25 protein-coding genes and 1 pseudogene are annotated in these 23,998 nt (G+C 72.7%); 9 read left to right on the top strand and 17 right to left on the bottom strand.

Features of this window, described 5'->3' with window-relative positions; translation table 11 throughout:
* Positions 1–2 precede the first annotated feature (2 nt).
* On the bottom strand, positions 3–1,559 hold the full coding sequence (locus ACRYCC_RS22050) for a serine/threonine protein kinase (RefSeq protein ID WP_433814833.1): 1,557 nt from the start codon (positions 1,557–1,559) through the stop codon (positions 3–5).
* A gap of 255 nt (positions 1,560–1,814) precedes the next feature.
* On the opposite strand from ACRYCC_RS22050, the pseudogene ACRYCC_RS22045 reads away from it, so the two are divergent.
* A pseudogene (locus tag ACRYCC_RS22045) lies at positions 1,815–2,061 on the top strand (GTP-binding protein); the annotation flags it as partial.
* Positions 2,062–2,084: 23 nt separating this feature from the next.
* On the top strand, positions 2,085–2,672 hold the full coding sequence (locus ACRYCC_RS22040; RefSeq protein WP_433814831.1) for a hypothetical protein: 588 nt from the start codon (positions 2,085–2,087) through the stop codon (positions 2,670–2,672).
* Positions 2,673–2,798: 126 nt separating this feature from the next.
* On the opposite strand, the gene ACRYCC_RS22035 is transcribed toward ACRYCC_RS22040, so the two are convergent.
* Both ACRYCC_RS22035 and ACRYCC_RS22030 read right to left on the bottom strand, forming a co-directional pair.
* Positions 2,799–3,920, bottom strand: coding sequence for a hypothetical protein (locus tag ACRYCC_RS22035; protein ID WP_433814829.1), 1,122 nt, complete (start codon positions 3,918–3,920; stop codon positions 2,799–2,801).
* A gap of 187 nt (positions 3,921–4,107) precedes the next feature.
* Entirely contained in the window at positions 4,108–5,088 is a 981-nt protein-coding gene (locus ACRYCC_RS22030; protein WP_433814828.1) for a DUF5954 family protein, read from the bottom strand.
* Positions 5,089–5,277: 189 nt separating this feature from the next.
* On the opposite strand from ACRYCC_RS22030, the gene ACRYCC_RS22025 reads away from it, so the two are divergent.
* From ACRYCC_RS22025 to ACRYCC_RS22015, 3 genes are read left to right on the top strand one after another with little or no spacing between them, the layout of a single operon-like run.
* Positions 5,278–5,706 carry a hypothetical protein gene (locus tag ACRYCC_RS22025; RefSeq protein ID WP_433814827.1) on the top strand — a complete coding sequence of 143 codons (429 nt, stop codon included), beginning with the start codon at positions 5,278–5,280 and terminating at the stop codon, positions 5,704–5,706.
* A 20-nt stretch (positions 5,707–5,726) separates the two neighbouring features.
* Positions 5,727–5,933, top strand: coding sequence for a helix-turn-helix transcriptional regulator (locus ACRYCC_RS22020; protein ID WP_433814825.1), 207 nt, complete (start codon positions 5,727–5,729; stop codon positions 5,931–5,933).
* Positions 5,930–6,901 (top strand): NAD(P)-dependent alcohol dehydrogenase, encoded by a 972-nt coding sequence (locus ACRYCC_RS22015; protein ID WP_433814823.1) that lies wholly within the window; start codon positions 5,930–5,932, stop codon positions 6,899–6,901. Before ACRYCC_RS22020 ends, ACRYCC_RS22015 begins: the two co-directional genes overlap by 4 nt.
* Before the next feature lie 19 nt (positions 6,902–6,920).
* Here the strand turns inward: ACRYCC_RS22015 and ACRYCC_RS22010 are convergent, their stop codons facing one another.
* Both ACRYCC_RS22010 and ACRYCC_RS22005 read right to left on the bottom strand, forming a co-directional pair.
* On the bottom strand, positions 6,921–7,520 hold the full coding sequence (locus tag ACRYCC_RS22010) for a cysteine hydrolase family protein (protein WP_433814821.1): 600 nt from the start codon (positions 7,518–7,520) through the stop codon (positions 6,921–6,923).
* Between the two features lie 37 nt (positions 7,521–7,557).
* Complete coding sequence (locus ACRYCC_RS22005) at positions 7,558–7,968, bottom strand: ArsI/CadI family heavy metal resistance metalloenzyme (protein WP_433814819.1); 411 nt, start codon at positions 7,966–7,968, stop codon at positions 7,558–7,560.
* Between the two features lie 92 nt (positions 7,969–8,060).
* Here ACRYCC_RS22005 and ACRYCC_RS22000 point away from each other — a divergent pair, with 92 nt between their 5' ends.
* The gene (locus ACRYCC_RS22000) at positions 8,061–8,441 is read left to right on the top strand and encodes a metalloregulator ArsR/SmtB family transcription factor (RefSeq protein ID WP_433814817.1); all 381 of its coding nucleotides are present in this window, start codon (positions 8,061–8,063) and stop codon (positions 8,439–8,441) included.
* Positions 8,442–8,459: 18 nt separating this feature from the next.
* Here the strand turns inward: ACRYCC_RS22000 and ACRYCC_RS21995 are convergent, their stop codons facing one another.
* The 3 genes from ACRYCC_RS21995 to ACRYCC_RS21985 form a co-directional block, all read right to left on the bottom strand.
* Positions 8,460–8,900, bottom strand: a complete 441-nt coding sequence (locus tag ACRYCC_RS21995; protein WP_433814816.1) for an arsenate reductase ArsC — start codon at positions 8,898–8,900, stop codon at positions 8,460–8,462.
* On the bottom strand, positions 8,900–9,739 hold the full coding sequence (locus ACRYCC_RS21990) for an aquaporin (protein WP_433814814.1): 840 nt from the start codon (positions 9,737–9,739) through the stop codon (positions 8,900–8,902). The genes ACRYCC_RS21995 and ACRYCC_RS21990 overlap by 1 nt, the downstream gene beginning before the upstream one ends.
* 147 nt (positions 9,740–9,886) lie before the next feature.
* Positions 9,887–10,606: an arsenate reductase/protein-tyrosine-phosphatase family protein gene (locus ACRYCC_RS21985; RefSeq protein WP_433814812.1), complete on the bottom strand. Its 720-nt coding sequence runs from the start codon at positions 10,604–10,606 to the stop codon at positions 9,887–9,889.
* 136 nt (positions 10,607–10,742) lie between these two features.
* On the opposite strand from ACRYCC_RS21985, the gene chrA reads away from it, so the two are divergent.
* Positions 10,743–11,930: a chromate efflux transporter gene (gene chrA, locus ACRYCC_RS21980; protein ID WP_433814811.1), complete on the top strand. Its 1,188-nt coding sequence runs from the start codon at positions 10,743–10,745 to the stop codon at positions 11,928–11,930.
* 106 nt (positions 11,931–12,036) lie between these two features.
* Here the strand turns inward: chrA and ACRYCC_RS21975 are convergent, their stop codons facing one another.
* The 3 genes from ACRYCC_RS21975 to ACRYCC_RS21965 form a co-directional block, all read right to left on the bottom strand.
* Entirely contained in the window at positions 12,037–13,149 is a 1,113-nt protein-coding gene (locus ACRYCC_RS21975; RefSeq protein ID WP_433814809.1) for a glycerophosphodiester phosphodiesterase, read from the bottom strand.
* A 180-nt stretch (positions 13,150–13,329) separates the two neighbouring features.
* Entirely contained in the window at positions 13,330–14,757 is a 1,428-nt protein-coding gene (locus ACRYCC_RS21970) for a hypothetical protein (RefSeq protein WP_433814807.1), read from the bottom strand.
* Positions 14,758–14,932: 175 nt separating this feature from the next.
* Positions 14,933–15,931 carry a cation diffusion facilitator family transporter gene (locus ACRYCC_RS21965; RefSeq protein ID WP_433814805.1) on the bottom strand — a complete coding sequence of 333 codons (999 nt, stop codon included), beginning with the start codon at positions 15,929–15,931 and terminating at the stop codon, positions 14,933–14,935.
* Positions 15,932–16,230: 299 nt separating this feature from the next.
* Between ACRYCC_RS21965 and ACRYCC_RS21960 the strand changes: the two genes are divergently transcribed.
* On the top strand, positions 16,231–16,767 hold the full coding sequence (locus ACRYCC_RS21960) for a DUF4396 domain-containing protein (RefSeq protein WP_433814804.1): 537 nt from the start codon (positions 16,231–16,233) through the stop codon (positions 16,765–16,767).
* A gap of 98 nt (positions 16,768–16,865) precedes the next feature.
* Here ACRYCC_RS21960 and ACRYCC_RS21955 read toward each other — a convergent pair whose 3' ends face one another.
* The 3 genes from ACRYCC_RS21955 to ribA form a co-directional block, all read right to left on the bottom strand.
* Positions 16,866–17,822, bottom strand: a complete 957-nt coding sequence (locus ACRYCC_RS21955) for a TIGR03885 family FMN-dependent LLM class oxidoreductase (RefSeq protein WP_433814802.1) — start codon at positions 17,820–17,822, stop codon at positions 16,866–16,868.
* A 67-nt stretch (positions 17,823–17,889) separates the two neighbouring features.
* Positions 17,890–19,125 (bottom strand): PucR-like N-terminal domain-containing protein, encoded by a 1,236-nt coding sequence (locus ACRYCC_RS21950; protein WP_433814800.1) that lies wholly within the window; start codon positions 19,123–19,125, stop codon positions 17,890–17,892.
* A 348-nt stretch (positions 19,126–19,473) separates the two neighbouring features.
* Complete coding sequence (gene ribA, locus ACRYCC_RS21945) at positions 19,474–20,121, bottom strand: GTP cyclohydrolase II (protein WP_433815044.1); 648 nt, start codon at positions 20,119–20,121, stop codon at positions 19,474–19,476.
* 159 nt (positions 20,122–20,280) lie between these two features.
* Between ribA and ACRYCC_RS21940 the strand changes: the two genes are divergently transcribed.
* Complete coding sequence (locus ACRYCC_RS21940) at positions 20,281–21,027, top strand: creatininase family protein (protein ID WP_433814798.1); 747 nt, start codon at positions 20,281–20,283, stop codon at positions 21,025–21,027.
* On the opposite strand, the gene ACRYCC_RS21935 is transcribed toward ACRYCC_RS21940, so the two are convergent.
* From ACRYCC_RS21935 to ACRYCC_RS21925, 3 genes are read right to left on the bottom strand one after another with little or no spacing between them, the layout of a single operon-like run.
* Positions 21,024–22,052 carry a lysylphosphatidylglycerol synthase transmembrane domain-containing protein gene (locus ACRYCC_RS21935; protein WP_433814797.1) on the bottom strand — a complete coding sequence of 343 codons (1,029 nt, stop codon included), beginning with the start codon at positions 22,050–22,052 and terminating at the stop codon, positions 21,024–21,026. The two genes, ACRYCC_RS21940 and ACRYCC_RS21935, sit on opposite strands and share 4 nt — an antisense overlap.
* Positions 22,049–22,906 (bottom strand): SAM-dependent methyltransferase, encoded by an 858-nt coding sequence (locus ACRYCC_RS21930; RefSeq protein ID WP_433814795.1) that lies wholly within the window; start codon positions 22,904–22,906, stop codon positions 22,049–22,051. The genes ACRYCC_RS21935 and ACRYCC_RS21930 overlap by 4 nt, the downstream gene beginning before the upstream one ends.
* Entirely contained in the window at positions 22,903–23,997 is a 1,095-nt protein-coding gene (locus tag ACRYCC_RS21925) for a glycosyltransferase family 4 protein (protein WP_433814793.1), read from the bottom strand. The genes ACRYCC_RS21930 and ACRYCC_RS21925 overlap by 4 nt, the downstream gene beginning before the upstream one ends.
* Between the last annotated feature and the right edge of the window lies 1 nt (position 23,998).

Below are 23,998 nucleotides of genomic sequence, written 5' to 3'. Positions count from 1 at the left end.
GCCTAGCGTGAGAGCGTGCCGTGGCCCGCGGGACTCCGGAAGGAGTAGTCGAGCTTCCCGCCGGACAGGGACTTGAGGGTGAGGACGGTGTCGATGCAGCCCCCCACGCCCGTCGTGATGTGCTCGGCCAGGACGAGCCGGTCCTCCGAGGCCGCGCTCAGGGTGAGCTTCCCCCCGCAGTTGAGGGTCGGATAGGACGAGCGCCCGACGACCTCGCCGAGCCGGCCCTTGGTGATGGTGATGACGGTGGGATAAGGGCTGTTGGACGAGCTCGGCTGGTCGATCGAGCCGCGCCAGGTCCCGCGGAACTTGCCGGGCACGTCGACCACGCTCTGCGGCGCCGCGCTCTTCCGGGCGGGACTCCTCGTGGCGCTCCCACCCGCCTCGGAGGCCGACGAGTCCCGGCCGGGCGAGCCGCGTCCGGCCAGGAACACGACGACGCCGACGACGATCAGCAGGGTCAGGACCCCCAGGAGTACGGCGAGCACCCTTCCGGGAGCGGATGCCCTCGAGCGCGGCCGGTAGTAGCCCTGCCCCGGCCCGTACGGGAAGGGCGGCTGGACGGGCGGAAAGCGCGGCGGGACATGTTGCGGTTGCGGAAAGGCGTGCGGCTGCGGCTGCTTGAGGGTGTGCGGCTGCGGCTGCGGGAGGGTGTGCGGCTGCGGACCGGCACCAGGAGACCGGCCGGGCGGGAGGTCACCGGGCAGGGTCGCCGCCCTGGTCGGGTCGGCCCAGTGCGGTCGCTCGTCGGGCCGGCGCCCGGTCAGCCGGCTCAGCAGCGCCGGGACGGTGGGCCGGTCCTGCGGCTCCTTGGCCAGCGCCGCCTCCACGAGCTCGCGCAGGCCCGGGTCGAGGCCGCTCAGATCGGGCGGCTCGTAGGCCACCCGATGCAGGATCTCGGGAATGGTGCTGCCTTCGAAGGGACCCCGGCCGCTGCCGGCGAACATCACGACGCAGCCCCAGGAGAACACGTCGGCGGCGGTGCTCACCTCACCGCCGGTCACGAGTTCGGGAGCCAGATACGCCGGAGTCCCCACGATCTGCCCGGTCCGGGTCATTCCCGTCCGCGCGTCCAGTGCGCGGGCGATCCCGAAGTCGATGACCCGCGGGCCGTACGGGGACAGCAGGACGTTGGCGGGCTTCAAGTCCCGGTGGACCAGGTCGGCGTCATGGATGGCCGACAACGCGGTCGCCACCCCGACGGCCAGTCCCTCCAGGTCCGATCCGCGCAGCGGGCCGGAGGCCAGGACCGCGTCCTGCAACGTGAGGCCGTCGATGTACTCGGTGACGATGTACCAGGGAGGGCTCTCCAGCGCGGCGTCGAGCACCGGAGCCGTACAGAACCGGCGGACCCGCCTGGCCGCCGCCACCTCGTGCCGGAACCGGTCGGCGAACTGGGGATCTCCGGCGAACTCCTGGTTGATCACCTTGATGGCGACCTTCTGGCCGCTCTCGTCCGCACCGAGGTAGACGGTGCCCATGCCGCCGCGCCCGAGCCGGGCCAGCACACGGTATTGACCGAATTGCCGAGGATCGTCCGACTGTAGACCTTCTGGCATGCCTGCCCTACTCCTGGGGATTGATAATACGAACGACCCTACGAGCCGCACTCCGCGGGCGGAGCGGTTTCCTCATCACCGTCCTGTGCCGGCCGCCGATCGCCGCTGAGCCTGCCAACAAATCGGTTGCCCCGCGAGCCGGCCCTCTGCTGTACTCCCGGCAACGGCCGAGCGATCAGGGGGGACGGGTAATGCGCACGACGTTCATGTCCATTCAGAAGGGAATTGCCACCTATCTCGAGGACATGACACTTCGTGCGAACGTTGAACTTGGGGATTCTGGCGCATGTCGACGCCGGTAAGACCAGCCTGACCGAGCGGCTGCTGCACGCCGCCGGGGTCCTCGACGAGCTCGGCAGCGTCGATGACGGCAGCACCCAGACCGACTCCCTGGCGCTGGAACGGCAGCGCGGCATCACGATCAAGTCCGCCGTCGTGTCGTTCGCCATCGGCGACCTCACGGTCAACCTGATCGACACCCCCCGGCCACCCCGACTTCATCGGCAGGACGGCATCAGGGGCGAAGTGTCCGTCTCGCTCTACGGCGAGGTCCAGAAAGAGGTCATCCAGGCGACGCTGGCCGGCGACTTCGGCATCGACGTCACCTTCCTCAAGACGACGACCCTCTGCGTCGAACGGCCCCTCGGCACGGGTGCGGCGGTCGAGATCATCGGCCGGGAGCCCAATCCGTTCCTCGCGACCGTCGGGCTCCGCATCGAGCCGGCCCCGCTCGGCACCGGGGTGGAGTTCCGGCTGGGGGTCGAGCCCGGGTCGATGCCGCTCACGTTCCTCAGGGCGGTCGAGGAGACCGTGAAACAGACCCTCGGGCAGGGGCTCCACGGCTGGCAGGTCATCGACTGCACCGTCACCATGACGCATTCCGGCTACTGGGCGCGGCAGAGCCACTCCCACGGCGTCTTCGACAAGAGCATGTCGAGCACCGCCGCGGACTTCCGCAACCTGACGCCGCTGGTCGTCATGGACGCGCTCAAGCGGGTCGTGGTCCGCGGCCCGGCCCCGGCCCGGCCGAGATCGGACCACGACCCGCTCGACCGCAAGGAGTACCTGCTGCACGTCGCGCGGCGGATCGGCGGGCGCCGGGAGGGCACGTGACGGCGAGGCGCCCCGGGCCCACGGCGAACCCGCGGTGGACGCCCGCCGGGTGGCCACGTCGCGGGAGACCTTCCCGGGGAGGGCGGGGCCGCCCCGGGAAGGTCTCAGGATGGGTCTCAGGATCGGTCAGGTATGCGAGAGAAGGCCGGGCGTGCCCGCGTTGGTGGCCCAGACGACGTGCCCGCCGATGGTCGTGGCGATGCCCCGCACGGAGTTGTAGGTGCCGGTGGTCGGCGCCGTATCCCTCGTCCACCTGGTGCCGTCCCAGTGGATGAGGAGTGCCTGGTGGACGCCTGCCGCGTCGCCGTCGGTGAAGGTGAAGGACTCACCCGCGGCCCAGACGTCGTTCGACGCCCGTGCCGTCACCGCGACCAGCGTCCCGCTGCTGATCGACGTGGAGGAGCCCGCGTCGTGATCGAACGGACTGGGCACGATGGTCCACCTGGCGCCGTCCCAGTGCTCGGTCAGCGTGATCGGGGTGCCGAAGTTGCTCTGCTCGCCGACCATCCACAGGTCGTCGGCGCCGGCGGCCACCAGCGCGTTCGGGACCGGGGCGTTGCTGTTGGTCTGGCTGCCGGTCTGCGCCATCGGCACGACCCGCCACGAGGCGCCGTCGTAGTGCAGCGCGTACAGCGAGTCCGGCTCGGCCGACAGGTGGCTGAAGGTGCCGACGGCCCAGACGTCGCCCGCGGACCTGGCGGTGACCGCGGTGAGCTTGGAACCGTAGAACTCGCCCGTCGTCGGCGGGGGGACCGTGACCCGGCTCCAGGCGGTTCCGTTCCAGTGCTCGACGAGGGCTTGGCGGCCGTCGTCGCCGACCGCCCAGGCGTCGGCGGGTCCGGTGGCGGCCACGCCCCGCAGCCCGGCCCGCCGTCCCGAGATGGCCGGGCTCGGCGAGATGCTCCAGGCGCTCCCGTCCCAGTGCGAGATCTGCGGGCTGGAGATGCGGTAACCGGTGGCGACCTGGCCGACCGCCCAGGCGTCCGCCGGTCCGCGGGCGGCGATCGCCCCGACCGTGCCGCGCCCGGCCGGCGCCTGCACCTGCTGCCAGGTGCTGCCGTTCCAGTGCGCGAACCCGGCCGAGCCCAGCGCCCAGGCGTCGGTGTCGCTGGAACTGCTCACCGGGCCGGAGACCCCGGTGACGGACGAGGCGGTCCAGCCCTGCCCGGCCTGCGCCGCGGCGACCGGAAGTACGAGCATCGCGGCGACGGCCGCGAAGCCGAGCCGTCGTGCCCACTGCTGTGTCATCGTGCGATCCCTCCAAGCGCTCGGGCGATCTCACGGTGAGCACGGTCACCGTTCCGGCCCGGTTCATCCGCCCGGTGGCGCATTCCGGCCACGCCCGCACGGCCGCGGGGTACACGTCCCCGCCGCCGTACCGACCCCGCACCTCACCGGCCGAGTCCGCGTCGCCGGGTGACCGGCCCGAGAGCGGTCAGAACTGTGGCCCGGTGGTCGCGGCGGGGCCGTAGCGTTCCTCATCGGAGGGGCGCGGGCCCTCGGGGCCGTCGCGGCCGAGCCGGAGGAACCTGGAGATGCGTACTATCCGGAACCGCCGCCCCATCGCGGTGAACTCGGGTTCGGTCGTCGCCTCGATCCGCTCGGCGGCGCTGGCCCACTCGGCGAGCTCGGCGGGGCTCGCGGGATCGCCCTGGAACTCGCGGAGCCGGGGCAGGATCTGGCTGAAGTAACCGGCCAGGTGGGCCCGGGCCTCGCCGGGGCTGTCACCACCGGTGAGAGGTGCCCAGGAGGTCCCGTCGATCTCCACCACGGTGAAGGTGGGCGGGAGAAGGACCACACCGGCGTGGGTGCGGATCGCATGCCTGGCCTCGAGCTGGACCGTCTCCGGGACGGTGCCGGGGATGGGCAGGTAGCCGACTAAGTTCAGTCTCAGCTGCGCCTCCCACGTCCCGGCCGGTGCCCTCGGATCGATGAGGTGGCCGTGCAGGGAGGCGGCCTGGTCCTGGCCGGAGGGGCCGGTGTCGCTGATGCGCGGCGGCTCCATCACGCCGCCACCGATCAGCGTGAACTTCTCGATCCGGATCACCCGGTAGCGGCGGTCGCCGATCTCCCACTCGTCCTTGGGAAGCTGCTCGCCCTCTTCGGGGTCCAGCCGGTCGGCCGTGGCCAGCAGCATCCTCACGGCGTCGGGATCGCTCTCCTGCTCCGCCGCGCTCCGGCGGAGATGGGCGGCCAGGGCATACCGGGCCGAGGCGGGATCGGACGCGCCGTCGGTGCCGATGCGCCACTGGGTGCCGGTCTGCACCGCGTACCCGAAGTCGGGCGACCCCGCCGGGAGGAGCTTCGGGTGAGCCCGCATCCGCTCACCGAGCTCCGCGTCCCGTACCGCCGCGACCGGATCCAGGCCGGCGACCACGTTGATGTGGTCGTATCCAGGCATTAACGAGAAGGTCATGGCCACCATCCTCAGCCATACCGGCCCCGGTACGCAGGGGAAACGGCCCATCGGAGGCCGAGGGAGCAGCCGCCGCCCACCGGGCACCGCAGCGGCGTCCGCCGCAGGGCGAAGTAAAGAAACTTTGACATCATGTCAGTGGTGTTTTACATTGCTGAATGTCAGGTTTGTTTTACACGAGGAGCAGGCGTGGCCTTCGAGGAAAAGCGCGCGTGGATCATGGTGGTGGTCACGGTCGTCGCCTACGCGACGTACGTCGCCGTCATCCTGGGGCGAGCGGACCACACACCTCTCGCCGAGGTGTCGTACGTGCCGACGCTGCTGTGGAGCATCGGAGCCGCGATCGCGACGACGATCGTGCTCTCCATCGTGGTCTCCATCGCCTCCCCCGAGGGCGCCGGCAAGAAGGACCAGCGCGACAAGGAGATCGGCCGGTTCGGGGAGTACATCGGCCACTCGTTCGTCATCATCGGCGGAGTCGCGGCCCTGGCCATGTCGATGGCCGAGCTGAACCACTTCTGGATCTCCAACGCGATCTACCTGGCGTTCGCCCTGTCGGCGGTGCTCGGGTCCGTGGCCAAGCTCGCCGCCTACCGCTGGGGCTTTCGGCCGTGGTGAGACCGACCAGGGTCACCAACGTGATCCGGTCCCTGCGGTTCGCGCACGGGGAGATGACGCAGGCGGATCTGGCCGACCGCATAGGCGTGACCCGCCAGACCGTCATCGCCATCGAGCAGGGCCGCTACTCGCCCTCCCTGGAAATGGCGTTTCAGATCGCCAAGGTGTTCGACGTCCCGCTGGACGACGTGTTCCAGTACCCCGACAAGGAAGAAGGAGCACCATGAAGGCCATCGTCCAGGACACCTACGGCTCATCCGACGTCCTGGAACTCAGGGACGTCGACCGGCCGGTGGCCGGCGACGACGAGGTGCTCGTGCGGGTGCACGCGGCCGCCGTCGACCCGGGCGTCTGGCACCTGATGACGGGCCTGCCCTACCTCGTCCGCGCCTTCGGCTACGGTCTCCGCGCGCCGAAGGTCCGGGTGCGGGGCCGGGATCTCGCGGGCCGCGTCGAGGCGGTCGGCAGGAACGTGACGCGGTTCCGGCCGGGCGACGAGGTGTTCGGCACCTGTGAGGGGTCCTTCGCCGAGTACGCGATTGCCCGGGAGGACAGAGTGGCGCCGAAGCCGTCGAACCTCACGTTCGAGCAGGCCGCGGCGCTCCCCATCTCCGCCACGACCGCCCTGCAGGGCCTGCGCGACGCGGCCCGGGTACAGCCGGGACAGAAGGTCCTGATCATCGGCGCGGGGGGCGGAGTGGGCACCTTCGCCGTGCAGCTGGCCAAGGCGTTCGGAGCGGAGGTGACCGGGGTGTGCGGCACGGCGAAGGTGGAGCTGGTCCGGTCGATCGGCGCGGACGACGTCGTCGACTACACCCGCGAGGACTTCGCGGACGGTTCCCGGCGCTACGACGTCATCCTCGACACGGCGGGCAATCGCCCGCTCTCCCAGCTCCGGCGCGCCCTCGCCGCCAAGGGGGCCCTCGTCATCGTCGGGGGCGAAGGGGGAGGACGGTGGCTCGGCGGCTTCCAGCGCTCCCTCCAGGCGACCGTGCTGTCACCGTTCACCGGCCAGCGGCTGCGCGGCCTGATCGCGACCGACGACGGCGCGGACCTCCGCGCCCTGGGCGGCTACGTCGACGCCGGCGAGCTCACGCCGGTCATCGACAGGACGTACCCGCTGAGCGAGGCGCCCGAGGCCATCAGGTACGTGAACCAGGGACACGCACGCGGCAAGGTCGTCATCACCGTGTGAGGCGGCCGGGTCCGGCCGCTCAGGCGAACAGGGCGAGTGCCCGCTCCGACGTCAGGCAGCCCGCCGTCGCCAGGTCGAGGTTGGCCAGCGACGCCCGGTGGGCCTCCTCGGTCGCGGCCGTGACGCAGTCGCTGACCGTGTGGACGGTCAGGCCGAGGTCGGTGCCGTGCCTGGCGGTCTGCTCGACGGTGAGGTTGGTGGCAACTCCGGTCACCAGCAGCGTGTCGATCCCCCGCTCGGCCAGCCACTGGGCGAGGTGGTTGCCGGCCAGGCCGGACAGCTTCTGGTTGTCGACGACCTGGTCGGCCTCGGCCCCCATCTCCGGGATCAACTGGGCCCCCGGGGCGTCCGGCCGGAAGGCCTCCTGCGCGTCGCCGACCGCGTTCATGAACCCCGTGTTGCGGACCAGGCCACCGCCTCCCACCGGCACGGTGAACCGGGTGAAGACCACGGGCACTCCCGCGGCCCGCATCGAGCGGTGGAACCGGCCGGCCCGCTCCACCACTCCGCTGCGCGCGACCGGCTCGCCGAGCATCGCTCCGAAGAACCCCTCGGGCTTGATGACGTTCACCTGCCAGTGCAGCGCGAGCACTGCGGCAGTACGCGGGTCATAGGTCATGCGACGATCCTGCCGCAACCTCCCCCTCGGCGGAGGCTCAGGGAGCGCAGCAGGTGGAGTCCGCGGCCTTCTCCAGTACGTCGGCGTCGCCCTTGACGACGTACACCTCCCACGGCTCCGCGCCTGGCCCGTGCACCCACACCTTGTCCTGGACGGCGTAGCAGCAGGCGGAGTCCTCCTCCACCGCGGTGTCCAGGCCCTCCCCGGCCAGGCGCGAGGTCGCCGCGCCGACCTGGGCGGCGGAGTCCACCTCGACGCCGAGGTGGTCCATGCGGGTCGCCGCACCGCTCTCCCCCTGGAGCAGGACGAGCTTGAGCGGCGGTTCGGTGATGGCGAAGTTGGCGTAGCCGGGGCGGAGCTTGGCGGGCTGAGTGCCGAACAGCTTGGTGTAGAAGGCGATGGAGGCCTCCAGGTCTGCGACGCGGAGGGCGAGCTGGACACGGGACATGACGGATTCCCTTCGATCGACCCTGATTCGACGGATGTCTAAGCAGTGGCCTCAGTTTGCGCTTCCACTTAGATGGATGTCAAATTAGAGACATGTCGAAGCAGAAGAGCCTGCCGGTGGTGGACCTGACCGCGGGGAGGTGCTGCGCGCCGCTGGTGCGCGCGCCGCTGGGTGAGGACGAGGCGGCGGAGCTCGCGCGAGTGCTGAAGGCGCTTGCCGATCCCGTCCGGCTGCGGCTGGTCGGCCTGATCGGGGCGCGCGGAGCCGGCGAGACGTGCGTCTGTGATCTGACGGCGGCGTTCGAGCTGACCGCGCCGACCATCTCCCACCACTTGAAGGTCCTGCGGGAGGCGGGCCTGATCTCCTCGCAGCGGCGCGGCACCTGGGTCTACTACCGGCTGGTTCCGGGCGCCCTGGAACGGCTGGCGGTCCTGTTCACCCCGGTGACCGCCGCGAGCCCGGTGCCCGCGTGAGCGGCCGGCGCAGCCCGGTCACCCGGAGCCGATCGCGCCGGTGAGCTCGGCGGCGAGTCCTTCGACGCGGGTACGGATCTCGTCGCGGATGGGCCGGACGGCCTCGACACCCTGACCGGCCGGGTCGTCGAGCGTCCAGTCGAGATACCGCTTGCCGGGGAAGACGGGGCAGACGTCTCCGCAGCCCATGGTGATCACCACGTCGGAGGACCGTACGGCGTCGGCGGTGAGGACCTTGGGGATCTCGGCGGCGATGTCGATGCCCTCCTCGGCCATCGCCGCCACCACGGCGGGGTTGACCTGGCCGGCGGGCGCGGACCCGGCGGAACGGACCTCGACCGCGCCCTGGGTGAGGTGGGTGAGGTAGGCGGCGGCCATCTGGGAGCGGCCGGCGTTGTGCACGCAGACGAACAGCACGCTCGGCCTGGCGGAGACCTCGGGTCCAAGGGAGTCGGCCATCAGTGGCCCCTTTCGAGAGGGTGCTGCTCGAGGATCTGCTCGTTCCGGCCGGAGGGCGGGTGAGCCGCCTCCCCGGCGCCGGCAGCGGCGGGCACGGCCGCCGGGTAGAGGGCGGTGACCAGCAGCAGCCCGGCTCCCCCGCCCAGCAGTTGCGCGGCGGCGAAGGCGGGCACGCTCGCGGGGGCGATGCCGGCGAAGGTGTCGGAGAAGGCCCGCCCCACGGTCACCGCCGGGTTGGCGAAGCTGGTGGAGGAGGTGAACCAGTACGCCGCTCCGATGTAGGAGGCCACCCCGGCCGGGATCGCCGACGCCCGCCCGTTGCGTACCAGCGCGAAGATCACCACGAGCAGGCCCGCCGTGGCGACCAGCTCGCCCAGCCACAGATGCGGCGCCGACCGGTCATGCCGCGACCAGGACACCAGCGCGCCGCCGAACATCGCGTTCGCCAGCACCGCCCCGGCGACCGCCCCCACGACCTGGGCGCACGTGTAGGCGCCGACCTCGGCCGGCCGCAGGCCGGTGCCGGTGCGGCGGCCCGCCCACCAGTCGGCCAGCGACACCACCGGGTTGAAATGCGCTCCCGACACGGGCCCGAGCGCCGCGATCAGCACCCCGAGACCGAGCACCGTGGCCAGCGAGTTCTCCAGCAACTGCAGGCCGGCGTCGTGCGGTGACAGGGTCTGCGCGGCGATCCCCGAGCCGACCACCACCGCCACCAGAGCCGCCGTCCCCACCAGCTCGGCCAGCAACCGGCGAGACAGCGGGCCGCTCATCCGGTCCCCATGGCCGGCCTCGCCGGCGGGCACGGCGTCGTCCGGCCGCCGGCCCACGTCGCGCACCGGCGCGAGCTCACCATCACGGTCTCCTTCGGTCTTACGGTCTTCGGTCTTCGGTCTTCGGTCTTCGGTGGTCCGGGTTCGGGCGGCCGCATCGAGTCCGCCGGCGGCGGGGCTTAGCGGGGTCCGGACGTTCAGGGGTCCGGATGTTCAGGGTTGGATGGTGACCTCGGCGCCGGAAGGGCCGTCGCGGGTGCCCAGGTCCAGGGCGAGCTGGAGCCGGTCGACGCGGGACCGGATCTCGGTGAAGGCGCTCTCGAACGCCTCGTCGGTGTCGACGCGGACGGGATCGGGCACCGACCAGTGCAGCGCGGGCCGCCGCCCCAGCTCCTCGTAGGCGTTGTCGCAGACGGCCACGACCAGGTCATCGGGCCGTACCACCTGTGCCACGTGCCGGGTGCCGCGCCGGTCCAGCACCAGCCCGTGGCGGCGGGCGACGGCGATCGCGCGCCGGTGCACCCCGGGACCGGGATCGGTGCCCGCCGAGGCCGCCGGGACCCGGCTGCGCCGCCCCCACCACGCCGCCGCCAGCTGGGAACGGGCCGAGTTGCGGGTACAGACGAACACCACCCGGGCCGCCGACACCCGCCGCGCCCAGGCGGCGGGTTCCAGCATCGTCAGCGCCCCCGGGACCAGCCGTACATAGGAGCGCCGCCGGTCGGCCTCGGAGCGGGCGCGCTGGACCACTCCCGCCTCCTGCAGCACCCGCAGATGGTGAGCGAGCAGATTCGACGGCAGCCCGAGATCGTCGCCCAGCTCACCGGGTGAGGCGTCGCCCAGCATCAGGGCGTCCACGATCGCCAGCCGGGCGGGCTCGCCCAGCGCGGCGTGCACCGCCGCACGCCGCTCGACCTCAGTTTCCTCAGTCATGATTGAGGCAATAATGGTTGAGGCATTCGGCCACGTCAAGGTCGGATGCCAGGGAGGGCAAATCCATCAAAATACGTTGATGTATTGTCGTCGCCGTGGAGCGACCTGCGGACGCCGCCGACCCCCGGCACCTCTCGTGAACCAGGACGGCCTCGCGCCGCGACCGGCCCTGGGCACGATCGCCCGCGAATGGGGCCGCATCGGCTGCATCGGCTTCGGCGGCCCGCCCACCCACATCGCGCTGCTGCGCAAGCTGTGCGTGCAGGAGCGCCGGTGGCTGACCGAGACCGAGTTCGAGGACGGGATCGCCGCCACCAACCTGCTGCCCGGCCCGGCCTCCACCCAGCTGGCCATCCTGTGCGCCTGGCGGCTGCGCGGCGCCCGCGGCGCCCTGATCGGCGGGATCTGCTTCATCGTCCCCGGCTTGGTCGTCATCCTCGCCCTGGCCTCGCTGTTCCTGGCGGCACATCCGCCGAAGTGGGTGATGGGCGCCGCCGCCGGAGCCGGAGCGGCGGTCCCCGCGGTCGCCGCGCACGCCGCCGCCGGGCTGGTCCCGGGCAGCCGGCGACGCGCCGGAGCGTCCCGGGCCTCCCGGGCCCGATGGGCGTGCTACCTGATCGCGGGCGGGACGGCCGCCGCCTTGGTCGGGCCCTGGCTGGTGCTGGTGCTGGCCGGCTGCGGCCTGCTCGAGGCCACCGTGCACAGCCGGCCACCGGCACGCCCACCGGACCCGGCGAAGCGCCGAGCCGCGGCGCTGCTGGGTCTCGCCCCGCCGGCGGTCGCCGCGGGCGGGCTGGCCGCGGTGGCGTGGGTGGCGGCCAAGGTCGGTGCCCTGTCCTACGGCGGCGGCTTCGTCATCATCCCGCTGATGCAGCACGACGCCGTCCACACCTACCACTGGATGACCGACGCCCAGTTCCTCGACGCGGTCGCGCTCGGGCAGATCACGCCAGGCCCGGTCGTGCAGACCGTCGCCGTCGTCGGCTACGCCGCCGCGGGCCTCGGCGGAGGGCTCCTGGCGGCACTGGTCGCCTTCGCCCCCTCCTTCGCCTTCGTGCTCCTCGGCGGCCGCCACTTCGACCGGCTCCGCGACGCTCCCCGCGCGCAGGGGTTCCTGACCGGCGCCGGAGCGGCCGCCATCGGGGCGATCGCGGGCTCCACGATCCCGCTCGCCCTGGCGCTGAGCCATCTGTGGCAGTACGGGCTCCTCGCCCTGGCCGCAGGCTGGCTGCTCGTACTGCGCCGTGGCGTGGTGACCGCCCTCGTCGGCGCCGCCGTGGCCGGCGCGCTGTGCGTCCTCGCCGGGGCCCCGCTCACCGGATGAGCCGTCATGCTCCGGCCGTTTCCGGACGGCGGCCTCCGGCCGGTGGTCCTCGCCGAGACGGAGCCGGGCGCGTTCCCCCCGTCGCGGGGGAACGCGCCCGGGAGGGTCAGCGCGAGCGGGACTCGGTACGGGTGGCGACGGCGAGGGCCGAATCGTCGGTGAAGACACCGTCGATGCCCTGCTTGAGCAGCAGGCTCAGCCAGCCGGTCGCGTCTCCCTGGGCGCGCAGGTACACCGGGGAGGCGGGATTGCCCCTGCGGAAGTCCACGGGCAGGAAGTTGTTCTCCGCACGGACCGCCCAGGGGTGCACCACCAGGCCGTCCCGGTGCGCGTCCTTCACCAGCGTCGTCGGCGTGCCGGTCCTGCCCGACGCGTCCACCGGGATGATCCAGTTGGTCGCGGGGCCGATGCCGTTGACGAACCCGGACAGCCAGCGCAGCCCGTCCGGCTTGACCAGGTCGGCGTACGTGCGCGGGTCGTGCGCGACGGCGAAGTCGTACGGCTGCCCCGAGGAGTTGATCAGCTGGACCAGGTTGACCTTGGTCCTGGGCCGCAGCCGCTCCAGAATGCCCGGCTCGAAGGACTGGATGAACACCTTGGAGTCGTGCCGGTCCAGGCCGTGCCGCTTCAGCACGGTCAGCAGCCGCGTCTCGAACGGCAGCCCGATGGAGGCGAAGTAGGTCGGATGCTTGGTCTCCGGGTAGACACCGACGTTGTTGCGCTGTGCCAGATCGATGACCTCGTCGAGCGTGGGGATCTGGTCCTGCCCGTCGAAGGCGGTGTTCTCGGGCCGGAGGTCGGGGAGGCGTTCTTTGGCCCGGAGGGTGCGCAGCTCGGCGAAGGTGAAGTCCTCACTGAACCAATCGGTGCTGGTGACGCCGTCGATGGCCTTGGTCTTCTTGCGGTCGGCGAACTCGGGGTGGGCCGACACGTCGGTGGTGCCGCCGAGGGCGTTCTCGTGCCGTGCGACCAGCACGCCGTCCTTGGTCTGCACCAGGTCCGGCTCGATGTAGTCCGCCCCCATGTCGATGGCCTGCTTGTAGGCACCGAGCGTGTGCTCGGGACGGTAGGCGCTCGCACCCCGGTGCGCGATGACGAGCGGTTTGGCCTGGTCGGAGGGGCCCGCGAGCGCGGCACCTCCGCCGGTCAGGCCCGCGGTGACGGCGGCGGTCGCGATGATCGCGAGGCCGCCCGCCAGGGCGTGTTTCAAGTGGAACATCCAGAGCCTCCAGAGCCGGTCGAGTCGAGAGGAAGCTACGACGATGCTCCAGAATTTCTGGTGTGTTCGGCTGGCCGAGGGCCGAACATCATCTGTACAGAACGAACGGCGTGACCGGCTCACCGCCCCTCCGCGCGGCTCCGCGGGCCGCGCGCGGGCGGGTTCCTCCGAGGCCGGCCGTCAGGCGGTCACCGGCGGCAGGTAGATGACCCAGTGCCGCCGGTCGGAGGCGGTATAGGCGTACCGGCGCCAGCCCGCCAGGTAGGCGGGCCGGGACTCCCTCCGGGTCAGCACGGCGAACGACCGCGCGCGCCGGGCGGCCGCCAGTACGGTCCGCGGGGTGGCCGCCGGGTTGTCGTGGCTCACCGCCGCCGACTCGCACCCCGCGTAGTAGGCGACGTACGGATTCTGGTCGCCGGCGAGGACGCAGGGGCTACGGACCCCCAGCCGGTTGAGATGCGCGGCCAGCTGGCGGATCGCGGCCCGGCTCGTCCGCTGATCGGCCACCCGATGCCGCAGCACGACGTTCTGGCCGCCGAAGTGCGCGGTCAGGACCAGCGCCGAAAGGGCGATCGCCCAGGACCTCCGGTGGCCTTCGGCCCTCGCCACCGCCCTGTCGATGAGGGCCGCGACGGGGAGTGCCCACAGCGCGTACGTCGGCATCAGGAATCTCGGCGCCGCGAACCGGATCAGGAACAGGTACGGGACGGCCAGCACGGCTCCGCACAGCACCGCCATGGCCAGGACGTTCCGGGCCGTACGGGCCACGGCCAGGCCGCCCGCGACCAGGAACGGCAGGGCCAGCCACCACACCGACAGCACCGGATGGCGCCAGGCCACCTCACAGGGCCGGCAGAGCGTCGGCCCGTTGAGGGAGCGCAGCTCCATCCCGATCGCGACGTACCATCCCATGCCGCCTTCGGTGACGTTCGCGGCCCGCAGCCTGCCCAGCGGCCCGCCGAACCGCAGGTACGCCTCGGCCAGCCAGGGGACGGCTCCCAGGAACGAGCTCGCCACCACCACCGCGAGCAGCCGGACCCGGCGGGCGGCCAGCGCGGAGACGGCCAGCACGAGGACGAGGAAGGCGGCGTCGGTGGGCCGCATCGTCATCATGAACGCGAGGCTCGCGCCGAGGGCCGCGAGCGTGCCGCCGCCGCCGTCCCGCCGGGCGCGCAGGAACCAGCCGGTCGCGGCGACGGCCCCGTACGCGAGGTAGAGGTTCGGCATCACCTCGTTGCCGTAGAACTCCGCCACCCACAGACCCGCGAACAGCAGGGCGGCCAGCGCGACGACGTGCCGTCGCAGCAGACCGAGCCAGGGCCAGAACGCCACCACCAGTCCGAGGGCCGACAACGCCGTCATGTAGAGACGCAGCGCGGGCACCGAGGTGGTCAGGGCGACCAGCGGGGCGGGCAGCAGCGTGATCCCGCGGGACCGCGGGGCGCTGAAGTACTCCGTCGGGACATGCGGGCTGACCTGACTGACGTAGACCGTCTCATCCCAGCCGAGCCCCGCCTTCGCGGACCCGAAGACGACCTGCGCGACGGCATAGGCGACGGCGACCATGACCAGCGCGGCGGCCGGGCTCCGGAGTCTCTGAGCGGACACTCGCGCAGGTTAGGAACCCGGGAGGCGCGATCCGCCGCGGGAGGGACCGCCATGCGGAAGCTTTGCCGGGCTCCGGCCGGCTCTTTCTCACCGCGTGCCCCGCACGCCCTTCGCCCACCTCATGGCCCTGAGCGGTCGTGCCCGGCCGGGCGTCCCGGGGATCGTGGGTACGCGGTCAGCGATGGGAGGCCAGGGCGGCATGGTGGTCGGTGCCGTCGTGGGAACGGGGATCGGCGTGCACGAGGGCGGCGGTCAGCCGCGGGATGGCGTGGATGAGAGCGTGTTCGGCGTCGACGGCGACCTGGTGGGCCTGCACGGCGGTGGCCTGGGCACCGACGACGACGTCGCATTCGGCGCGGAGCCGGTGCCCGATCCAGCGCATCCTCACCTGCCCGACGTCCAGCACCCCGGCCGTGGTCCGCAGGGTGGCCTCGGCGCTGTCGGTCAGGGCGGGGTCGACGGCGTCCATGAGCCGCCGGTAGACCTCCACGGCGGCCTGCCGGAGGACGGCCAGGATCGCCACGGTGATGAGCAGCCCGACGACGGGATCGGCCCAGTGCCAGCCCAGTGCGACCCCGCCCGCACCGGCCAGCACGGCCAGCGAGGTGAATCCGTCGGTACGGGCGTGCAGCCCGTCGGCGACGAGCGCGGCGGAGCCGATCCGGCGCCCGGTGCGGATGCGGTAACGGGCGACCAGCTCGTTGCCGGTGAACCCGGCGAGTGCGGCGACGGCCACGGCGACCAGGTGGGAGACCGGCTGGGGATGCAGCAGCCGCTGGATCGCGGTGTAGCCCGCGGCCGCCGAGGACGCCGCGATGGTGAGCACGATGACGACCCCGGCGAGGTCTTCGGCGCGGCCGTACCCGTAGGTGTAGCGGCGGGTCGGCGGCCGCCGGCCGAGCAGGAAGGCCAGTCCCAGCGGTACGGCGGTGAGGGCGTCGGCGGCGTTGTGCAGCGTGTCGCCCAGCAGCGCCACCGACCCCGACAGGGCGACCACCACCGCCTGCACCGCGGTGGTGGCTCCCAGGACCGCCAGAGAGATCCACAGTGCCCGCATGCCCTGCGCGGAGGACTCCATCGCCGCGTCGACCTTGCCGGCCGCCTCATGCGTGTGCGGCCGGACCAGATGCGCGACGCGCCGCCGTACTCCGGCCGGCGCTTCATGATTGGTCATGAGTCCACCATCTCCCAAGAAACCCGCTGCAGCATCTCGATACCTGCGCAGGTCACGCTCGTGCGCCGGGGTCGTACTCGCGAGCCCGCCGCACCTGCCGTGATCTCGCGGACCGGGCCCCCGGCCGTCGCCCGATCCGCGATCTCGGGCGGCGGCCCGCACTCTCGGAATAAAGTACCCCGGGGGGGTATTGAACGGATAGCGGGCCGGACGACCGCAGGGCCAGGCCGAAGGGATGATCCACTGGTCACGCGGGTCGTCGCCCGGCGCCGTACCTACGACGATCAGCGGAGATCACCATGACGGAGCACGGCCACCACCTTTCCCACCAGCAGCCCGGGACGCGGCCCGGAACGGGGCCCGCGGGCCACGGGCATGAGGCGGGACCGCCCGTCGGCCCGGTGACCTGGTCCGCCGCGGCGCAGGCGACCTTGCACTGCCTGACCGGGTGCGCGATCGGCGAGGTGCTGGGCATGGTGATCGGCACGGCCCTGGGGCTGCACAACGCCACGACCGTGGTGCTCTCGGTCTTCCTGGCGTTCGTGTTCGGGTACGCCCTGACGATGCGCGGCGTACTGCGGGCCGGCCTGACCCCGCGAGCGGCGTTCAGAGTGGCGCTGGCCGCCGACACGGTGTCGATCGCGTTCATGGAGCTGTTCGACAACGCCGTCGTGATCGCCGTTCCCGGCGCCATGGACGCGGGGCTCACCAGCGTCCTGTTCTGGACCGCGCTGGCGTCCTCGCTCCTCCTGGCCTTCCTGCTGACCACTCCCGTCAACAGGTGGATGATCGGCCGTGGCAGGGGCCACGCCGTCGTCCACCGGTACCACCATTGATCCGCCGTGGAGCCGGGCGGCCGGTCCCCGGCGCCCTGACCTGATCGAAGATCTTGGACTTGCTGCCGAGCCGGCCGACGGCGTCATCGCCGAGACGCTCAGCCCAACTGCGGGAGCACCTTGGCACCGAAGGCGTCGACGAACGCGTCCAGGTCCTGGCCCACGTGGTGGAGGTAGATCCCGTCGAAGCCCAGCCGCGCGTACTCGTCCAGCCAGGCGGCGTGCCGGCCGAGGTCGGCGGAGACGCGCACCACCTCCGCGACCCGTTCGGGGGTGATGTGCCTGGCCGCCTCGTCGAAGTGGTCCACGAGTTCGAGATCCCAGCAGACCGGCGGGGCGAAGACGTTGGTGCGCCACTGCTCGTGCGCGATGTGGGCCGCCTCGTCCTCGTCGGGTGCCCAGCTCAGGTGCACCTGCAGGTTGACCGGGCCGCGGCCGCCCGCGTCGCGGTACGCGCCGATGATCTGGCGGAGGGTCTCGGCCGGGGCGCCCACCGTGATGAGGCCGTCCGCCCACTCCGCGCACCAGCGCGCGGTCTCGACGCTGACCGCCGCGCCCACGAGTGCGGGGGCGATCTCCGGCCGCGTCCACAGCCGGGCCCGGTCCACCGTGACCAGGCCGTCGTGGCTGACCTCCTCACCGGCCAGCAGCGCTCTGATGATGCCGACGCATTCGCGCAGCCGCGCGCTGCGCACGTCCTTGCGCGGCCAGCGCCCGCCGGTGATGTGCTCGTTGCTGGCCTCGCCGGTGCCCAGCGCGGCCCAGAAGCGCCCCGGGAACATCGAGCCGAGCGTGCCGATCGCCTGCGCGATGATCGCCGGGTGATAGCGCTGGCCGGGCGCGTTGACCACCCCGAACGGGAGGCCGGTCGCCTGGAGCGCCGCGCCCAGCCAGGACCAGGCGAACCCCGACTGCCCCTGCCGGGCACTCCAGGGGGAGAAGTGGTCGGAGCACATCGCCGCCGTGAAGCCCGCCTGCTCGGCGCGGATCACAGCGGAGAGGAGCTCGCCGGGGGGAATCTGTTCGTGGGAGGCGTGCAGCCCGTACACCGTCATGGACGCGCCCGTACCCACAACGGCACGGTGAACTCAAGGCGGCCGCGACATTCTGCCGCTTCCGAGCTCAGGCGGTCATGCCGGGAGACGGGTCCGGGGAGTGCTCGGCCGACAGCAGCAGGTCGGCGCGGAGCGCGAGCTCCATCTCGACCCTCCAGTCGGGGTCGTGCAGCCGGTCCCCGAAGAGGTCCTCCACCTGGTGCATGCGATACCGCACGGTCTGCGGGTGGATCTTCAGCCGGGCGGCGATCTCCGGGGCGCCGGTCCTGGACTCCAGCCAGCATCGCAGGGTCTCGGTCAGGCGGCCGCGCAGGCTGGGCCGCAGCGCGGTGAGCGGGGCGAGCCGCTGGGCGGCCAGCAGCCGGATCACGTCCTCGTCGGCGAGCAGCGCCAGGGTGGCCAGATGCCGTTCGCAGTCGATCGGCTCATCGCCGTTGATGACTCCGCGTCCGGCCAGGGCCAGGGCCCGGGCGGCCAGCCGGAGCGAGACCGGCGCCTCGCTCAACGCCACGCTCGGGCCGATCGCCGCGGGCATGCCCCGCAACGCGTGACGTATCGTCTCCAGCCGGCCCGGGCCGTCGGCGTCCGGCACGAGCAGGCGCGGATCCGGCCGGTCCAGGTCCATCAGCACCTCGGGCCCCAGCGAAGGCGGGAGCCGGTGCTCGTCCTGCCGGCCGGGGCCGACCGCCACGGCCGCGACGCTCGACGGCAGCCGCCACCGCGCGTCCCGGGCCAGGTTGACGACCGTCTCGCGCGAGGACGCCGGCTCCTCGCCGACCAGCAGGGCGAGCAGCCGGCGGCGGCGCTGCTGGTCGGTGCCCGCCGCCCGCGCCTGGGCGTCGGCGTAACCTTCGACCGAGTGCGCGGCGATCTCCTCGACATAGGCGAACACCGCCTCGGCGAGCACGTGCATCGTCGCGGGCGGCACGTCGGCCTCCTCACCGATGCGCGCGAAACGACGCCACGCGGTCCGCGCGCCGATCCGGTACGCCGCCTGCAGCGCGTCCAGGCTGCGGCCCTCGCGGTGCTCGCCGCGCCCCAGCCCGCGGTAGACCTTGGCGCCCTGCTCCTGCGGCGCCCGAGGGTCGGCGATCTGGTCCACGAACTGGCGCAGACCCTGCTCCACCCCGAGAAGAAGGCCCACCCCGAACTGGCCGTGCAACGGGCGCCCGAACTCCGGTACCCCCTCCTGGATCTCGGCGACGACGGCCGTGGCCAGGGCCGGGAGCTCGGGTCTCAGCAGAGCCGCCAGGCCGGCCGGCAGGGCGTCCCATGGCCGGGCGCCGGGCCGTCGGCCGGTCACGGCCGCCTTCCGGTGCCGGTGAACCGCCCTGCCGCCGCCCCTCCCCCGCCGGCGCGCCACCGGAGGTCCGGATGGCCGGCGGCGTGGTGCGCGCCACCCGTGGCGACGACCAGGCCGCCTGGCGAGCCCGGCCGTCGTCTCGCTGCTCCAGGTGAATGCGCTGACATGCCGGCTCCTCAGGATCACTAGCCACCTATGCCGATTTATCACGCCGTTTCTACCACTGCGCCGGACTCCGTGACCGTCGTACGTGATCGCCGCACGGCGCGGGCTGGGGAGGGGACGCGCCCGCGCACGCCGGCGACCCGGGCCCGGCCGCCGTACCAGTTCACCCGGGGAGCGGGAGGCTCACCACGCCTTCCTGCCGGCCGGCACATAGGGAGCGAGGTGAGGCAGGTCGTGGCCGAGCCGGTCACGCTTCGCGGTGAGGTATCCGATGTTGTCGTCGTTCGCCGGCACGAGCAGCGGGACCCGTGCGGTCACCTTGATCCCATGCTCTTCGAGCGAACGGGACTTGTCCGGGTTGTTCGACATCAGCCGCACCGACCGCACCCCCAGATACTTCAGCACCCGGGCCGCGGGACCGTAGTCACGGACGTCGACCGGCAGCCCGAGCGTCGTGGCGGAGTCGACGGTGTCCAGCCCCTGCTCGTCCTGCAGGACATGGGTGCGGACCTTCGCCACCAGGCCTATCCCGCGTCCCTCGTGCCCGCGGAGGTAGACCAGGACCCCGCAGCCCTCGCGGACGATCGTCCCGAGCGCGGCGTCGAGTTGCTCCCCGCAGTCACAGCGCATCGCGCCGAAGATGTCGCCCGTCAGGCATTCCGAATGCACCCGGACGAGCACGCCCTCGTGCAGGCTCGGCTCTCCCCGGACGAGGGCGAAGTGCTCGTGCCCGTCGAACCGGTCCCGGAACGCGACGGCCCGGAAGCTCCCGCGGCGAGTCACCAGGTCGGACTCTGAGATGTCGTCGCGATCGATGGTCTGGTCGCGCATCCGCCCGCCCTCGTCACCGTCAGTCATGAACCGTCCTCACGTTAGACTCACTGGTTGCTTCGCCCACTATGGCCGTTCACTCCGGTCCGGACCAGCGGGTAACACCCCGAGCCCGTGCGAGCGGGCTCGGGTCACACGATCACGAGAGGCTGGCAGGGCATGGACGATCCGGCGACCTACCTCCTGCCGATGGGCACCACGGTCGACGAACGAGACCGGAAGGCCACGGTGGCACTGCTGCCCATCGGCAGCTTCGAGCAGCACGGCCCCTATCTGCCCTTGGCGACCGACACCGTCATCGCCTGCACGATCGCCCGGGAACTCGCCGCCGCCTATCCGGTCTGCCTGCTCCCACCGGTGACGATCTCGTGTTCGCACGAGCACGCGGCCTGGGCCGGCACGGTGAGCATCTCGGCGAGCACGCTCTACGCGATCGTGCGGGACGTGGCGGACTCGCTGCGCCGGTCCGGCATCACCAGCCTGGTCCTGGTCAACGGCCATGGCGGCAACTACGTGCTGGGCAACGTCGTGCAGGAGGCCAGCAGAGGCGAGCAGCGCATGGCGCTCTTCCCGGGCCTGCAGGACTGGGCGGTGGCGGAGGCCGCCGCCGGGATACAGACCCCGGCCGACAGCGACATGCACGCCGGAGAGTTCGAGACCTCCGTACTGCTCCATGCTCACCCCCAATTGGTGAAACCTGGTTACGAGTCGGGCGACCGCCTTGCCGACGATCGCAAGCATCTGCTGACACTCGGCCTGGACGCCTACACCGAGTCGGGTGTGGTCGGCCGGCCGTCGCTGGCCTCCTCCTCGAAAGGAGCGCAGGTCCTGGCCAGCCTGGTCGCCTCGTTCGGTGAATATCTCTCCATCCTCGATTCGCAGGGCGGCGAACGGCACCGCCCCTAGGACGTCACGCTCTCGGCGCGGATGGGCTCCATCCCACGGCCGAACCGGCGCTTGCTCACGGCGGCGGGCCGCGGCAGCCGCACCTTGCGCCCGCTGTACCGGAAGATCAGCACCCCGGCGCCGGGAAGGCTCGCGACCAGGGTGAGGATCCCGTACACGACGGCGGCGGTGAGTCCTTGCGAGGCTCCCAGCCCCGCCGCGCCGAACGCCAGCGCCGAGACGGCCTCCCGCGGCCCCCAGCCGCCGACGTTCACCGGCAGTCCCATCACCAGCAGCGCCAGGACCATCAACGGCACCAGGCGGACGATCGGCGCCGGCGAGCCCGCGACGCGCGCCGCGACCACGAAGAGCGCGACGTGTCCCAGCAGGGCCGCCGCGGACAGCAGGACCACTCCCGGCCAGGTGCCCCGGGAGAGCAGGCCGAGCCGCGCGTCGGCCGAGGCCGTCGCGAGGGCTCGGCGCCACCGCGTGGTGCCGGGCCGCCACCGGCCCCGGCCGGCGAGCACGAGGACGACGGCCGTGAGGACGGCGAGCCCGCCCAGCGCCGCGTACACGACGCCGCGGCCCGGGACGAGCGCGTGGGTCACCTCCGACACCAGCGCGGACTGCGTCAGCAGCACGGGCACGCCGACGGCGAGGAGCACCACCTGGCCCGCGATCCGTTCCAGGGCCACCGCGCGGACGCCGCGTCCGACGTCGCCGGCGTCCCGGCCGTGGCTCACCGCCCGGTGGACGTCGCCGAGCACGCCCGTGGGCAGGACCGCGTTGAGCAGCAGCGCCCGGTAGTAGTCCGCGACGGCCGTCGGCAGCGGGAGCCGCAGGCCGAGGCCGCGCGCCACGAGGCACCATCGCCAGGCGCTGAACACCGTGGTCAGCAGGCCGATGGCGAGTGCGGCGAGCAGCGCCCGGCCATCGATCATGCGCAGGCCGTTCACGAACGCGTCGGTGCCGAGCCGCCACACGAGTGCCGCCAGGATGCCCGCACCGGCGAGCACCCGCAGCCGGGGCCAGAGCGCGCGGATCATGAGGCACCGCCGGTTGCTCCCGGCAGGGCGAGCAGGTCACGGTGATGGACCAGGACGGTCAGCTCACCGGCCCGGCCGGCGTCGAGCCGGTCGCGCAGGTAGGTCTCGGCCCGGTGCGCGAGGTCCGGGCGCTGCTCGAAGGCCGCGGCCATCCAGCCCTGCAGCCAGCGCGCCGTCAGCGCGGCCTGCTCCGCGCCGAGCCGCCACGGGCTGGGCCGGCTCCGCACCACCGCGCCGCGGCGTTCGAACGCCTCGGTGGCGGCGGTGACGGCGTCCGGCCCGAGCAGGCGCCGGCCGCCCACGTCGCGCCGCTGGTGGGCGTCGAAGGCGGCGGCGACCTCGGTGTCGAGCGGGTCGGCCGGGACGATCTCGACCCTTCCCACGACGGAGAGGGTCAGCAGCGCGGGACACCCGGCTTTTACGCACATCTCGGCGAGCCCGTCCACCTCCTCGGCGGTCAGCAGGTCCAGCAGCGCCGAGGCGGTCACCAGCGAGGTGCCCGCGAGGTCCGCGGCGCGGAGGCCGGCGAGGTCGCCCTCCCGGGTCTCGACGGTGACGGGACCGCCGTCGGCGGCCGTGCCCGTCATCCCCGCACCGGAGCGGGCCAGCAGTTCGGGGTCACGGTCGTGCAGGATCCAGTGCTGCGGGCCGGGCAGCCGTCCGGCGAGCCACCGTCCCAGGGAGCCGGTACCGCAGCCGAGATCATGGATGACCAGTGGCTCCGTACTCCGCGGCACGGTCGCCAGGTGGGCGCGCAGCGGCTCCAGGAGCTCGGGTGCGCGGGCGGCGGCATCGGCGCTCTCCCGCAACGCCAGCCAGGCCGGGGTGAACCGGGCCGTTCCGGGGCTGCTCACGCGGACCTCCCCGGGATCCGGGCCAGCACGGCGGCCATGCGCCGTGCGGTCTCCTCCCACGGTTCGAGCGTCCGGCGGCGGTACCGCGCGGAGGCCCTGAGCCGCCACCGCAGGTCGTGCTCACCGAGCCAGCGGCGCAGCGCCGCCGCGAGCGCGGCCGGCTCCTCCGGGGGCACCAGGATTCCCGGTACGCCGCCGTCGGCGTCCTTGCCGAGGGTCTCCGGCACCCCGTCCACGGCCGTCGCCAGCACGGGGATCCCGCGGGCCAGCGCCTCGGTCACCACCATGCCGTACGTCTCGGCGCGGGACGCGAGCACCACCAGGTCGGCGGTGGCGTACGTGGTGGCCAGCCGCTCGCCTGTCTGCGGGCCGGCGAGCCGTATCCGGTCGCCGAGGTCCCGCTGCCCGATCAGCCGCCGCAGCCGCTCGACGTGTGCGGGATCGCGGCGGAGCGGCCCGACGCACACGCAGGTCCAGGGCAGGTCGGCGACGGCCGAAAGAGCCTCGACGAGCAGATCCTGTCCCTTGCGCGGAGTCACCGAGGCCACGCAGAGCAGCTGCGAGGCGCCGTCGGTGCCGGTCGCGAGCGGCGCGGGATCCGTACCCGGGGTGACGACGTGGACCCGGCTCTCGAGGAGCCCGTGGTGGCTGATCAGCCGGCGCGCGGCCCAGGGACTGGTCGCCACGACCGCGCTGGCGGCGCGCAGCGTCTCGCGTTCCAGCGCGTCCAGCTCCGCGGCGAGCGCGGGTGCGAGCCCCGTCTCGTCCGCCAGCGGCAGGTGCACCAGGACCGCCAGGCACAGCCGGTCCGCCTGCGGGACGACGATCTCCGGGACGCCGCACGCCACCAGCCCGTCGAGGAGGACGAGGGAGCCGTCGGGCAGGGCGGACAGCGACCGGGCCAGCTCGGCGCGCGCGGCGGCGCCCGGCCGGGGCCAGTCCCCCGGGACGGCGATCTCGCGCACCGGCCGGCCCGCGGCGGCCAGGCCCTGGCACACGCGGCGGTCGTAGGCGTTGCCCCCGCTGGGTACGGTGGCGTCGTCGATGTCGCCCGGCAGGACGATGTGCACCGGGCTCACGTCGGTCGTCATG

The sequence above is a fragment of the Actinomadura scrupuli genome (assembly GCF_050971785.1).
Classification (GTDB): Bacteria; Actinomycetota; Actinomycetes; order Streptosporangiales; family Streptosporangiaceae; genus Actinomadura_E; species Actinomadura_E scrupuli.
This window is presented reverse-complemented; position numbering and strand designations above follow the sequence as displayed.

What these genes read in the sequence shown, in the direction of transcription:
- ACRYCC_RS21995 (WP_433814816.1), bottom strand. Translation starts at nt 8,900, where the DNA reads ATGGCCGACTCCCTTGGACCCGAGGTCTCCGCCAGGCCGAGCGTGCTG.
- ACRYCC_RS22000 (WP_433814817.1), top strand. Translation starts at nt 8,061, where the DNA reads ATGTCGAAGCAGAAGAGCCTGCCGGTGGTGGACCTGACCGCGGGGAGG.
- ACRYCC_RS21955 (WP_433814802.1), bottom strand. Translation starts at nt 17,822, where the DNA reads ATGACGGTGTACGGGCTGCACGCCTCCCACGAACAGATTCCCCCCGGC.
- ACRYCC_RS22030 (WP_433814828.1), bottom strand. Translation starts at nt 5,088, where the DNA reads ATGACCTTCTCGTTAATGCCTGGATACGACCACATCAACGTGGTCGCC.
- ACRYCC_RS22005 (WP_433814819.1), bottom strand. Translation starts at nt 7,968, where the DNA reads ATGTCCCGTGTCCAGCTCGCCCTCCGCGTCGCAGACCTGGAGGCCTCC.
- ACRYCC_RS21985 (WP_433814812.1), bottom strand. Translation starts at nt 10,606, where the DNA reads ATGACTGAGGAAACTGAGGTCGAGCGGCGTGCGGCGGTGCACGCCGCG.
- ACRYCC_RS21925 (WP_433814793.1), bottom strand. Translation starts at nt 23,997, where the DNA reads ATGACGACCGACGTGAGCCCGGTGCACATCGTCCTGCCGGGCGACATC.
- ribA (WP_433815044.1), bottom strand. Translation starts at nt 20,121, where the DNA reads ATGCGCGACCAGACCATCGATCGCGACGACATCTCAGAGTCCGACCTG.
- ACRYCC_RS21965 (WP_433814805.1), bottom strand. Translation starts at nt 15,931, where the DNA reads ATGACCAATCATGAAGCGCCGGCCGGAGTACGGCGGCGCGTCGCGCAT.
- ACRYCC_RS21960 (WP_433814804.1), top strand. Translation starts at nt 16,231, where the DNA reads ATGACGGAGCACGGCCACCACCTTTCCCACCAGCAGCCCGGGACGCGG.
- ACRYCC_RS22035 (WP_433814829.1), bottom strand. Translation starts at nt 3,920, where the DNA reads ATGACACAGCAGTGGGCACGACGGCTCGGCTTCGCGGCCGTCGCCGCG.
- ACRYCC_RS22015 (WP_433814823.1), top strand. Translation starts at nt 5,930, where the DNA reads ATGAAGGCCATCGTCCAGGACACCTACGGCTCATCCGACGTCCTGGAA.
- ACRYCC_RS21975 (WP_433814809.1), bottom strand. Translation starts at nt 13,149, where the DNA reads ATGTTCCACTTGAAACACGCCCTGGCGGGCGGCCTCGCGATCATCGCG.
- ACRYCC_RS21935 (WP_433814797.1), bottom strand. Translation starts at nt 22,052, where the DNA reads ATGATCCGCGCGCTCTGGCCCCGGCTGCGGGTGCTCGCCGGTGCGGGC.
- ACRYCC_RS22050 (WP_433814833.1), bottom strand. Translation starts at nt 1,559, where the DNA reads ATGCCAGAAGGTCTACAGTCGGACGATCCTCGGCAATTCGGTCAATAC.
- ACRYCC_RS21940 (WP_433814798.1), top strand. Translation starts at nt 20,281, where the DNA reads ATGGACGATCCGGCGACCTACCTCCTGCCGATGGGCACCACGGTCGAC.
- ACRYCC_RS22010 (WP_433814821.1), bottom strand. Translation starts at nt 7,520, where the DNA reads ATGACCTATGACCCGCGTACTGCCGCAGTGCTCGCGCTGCACTGGCAG.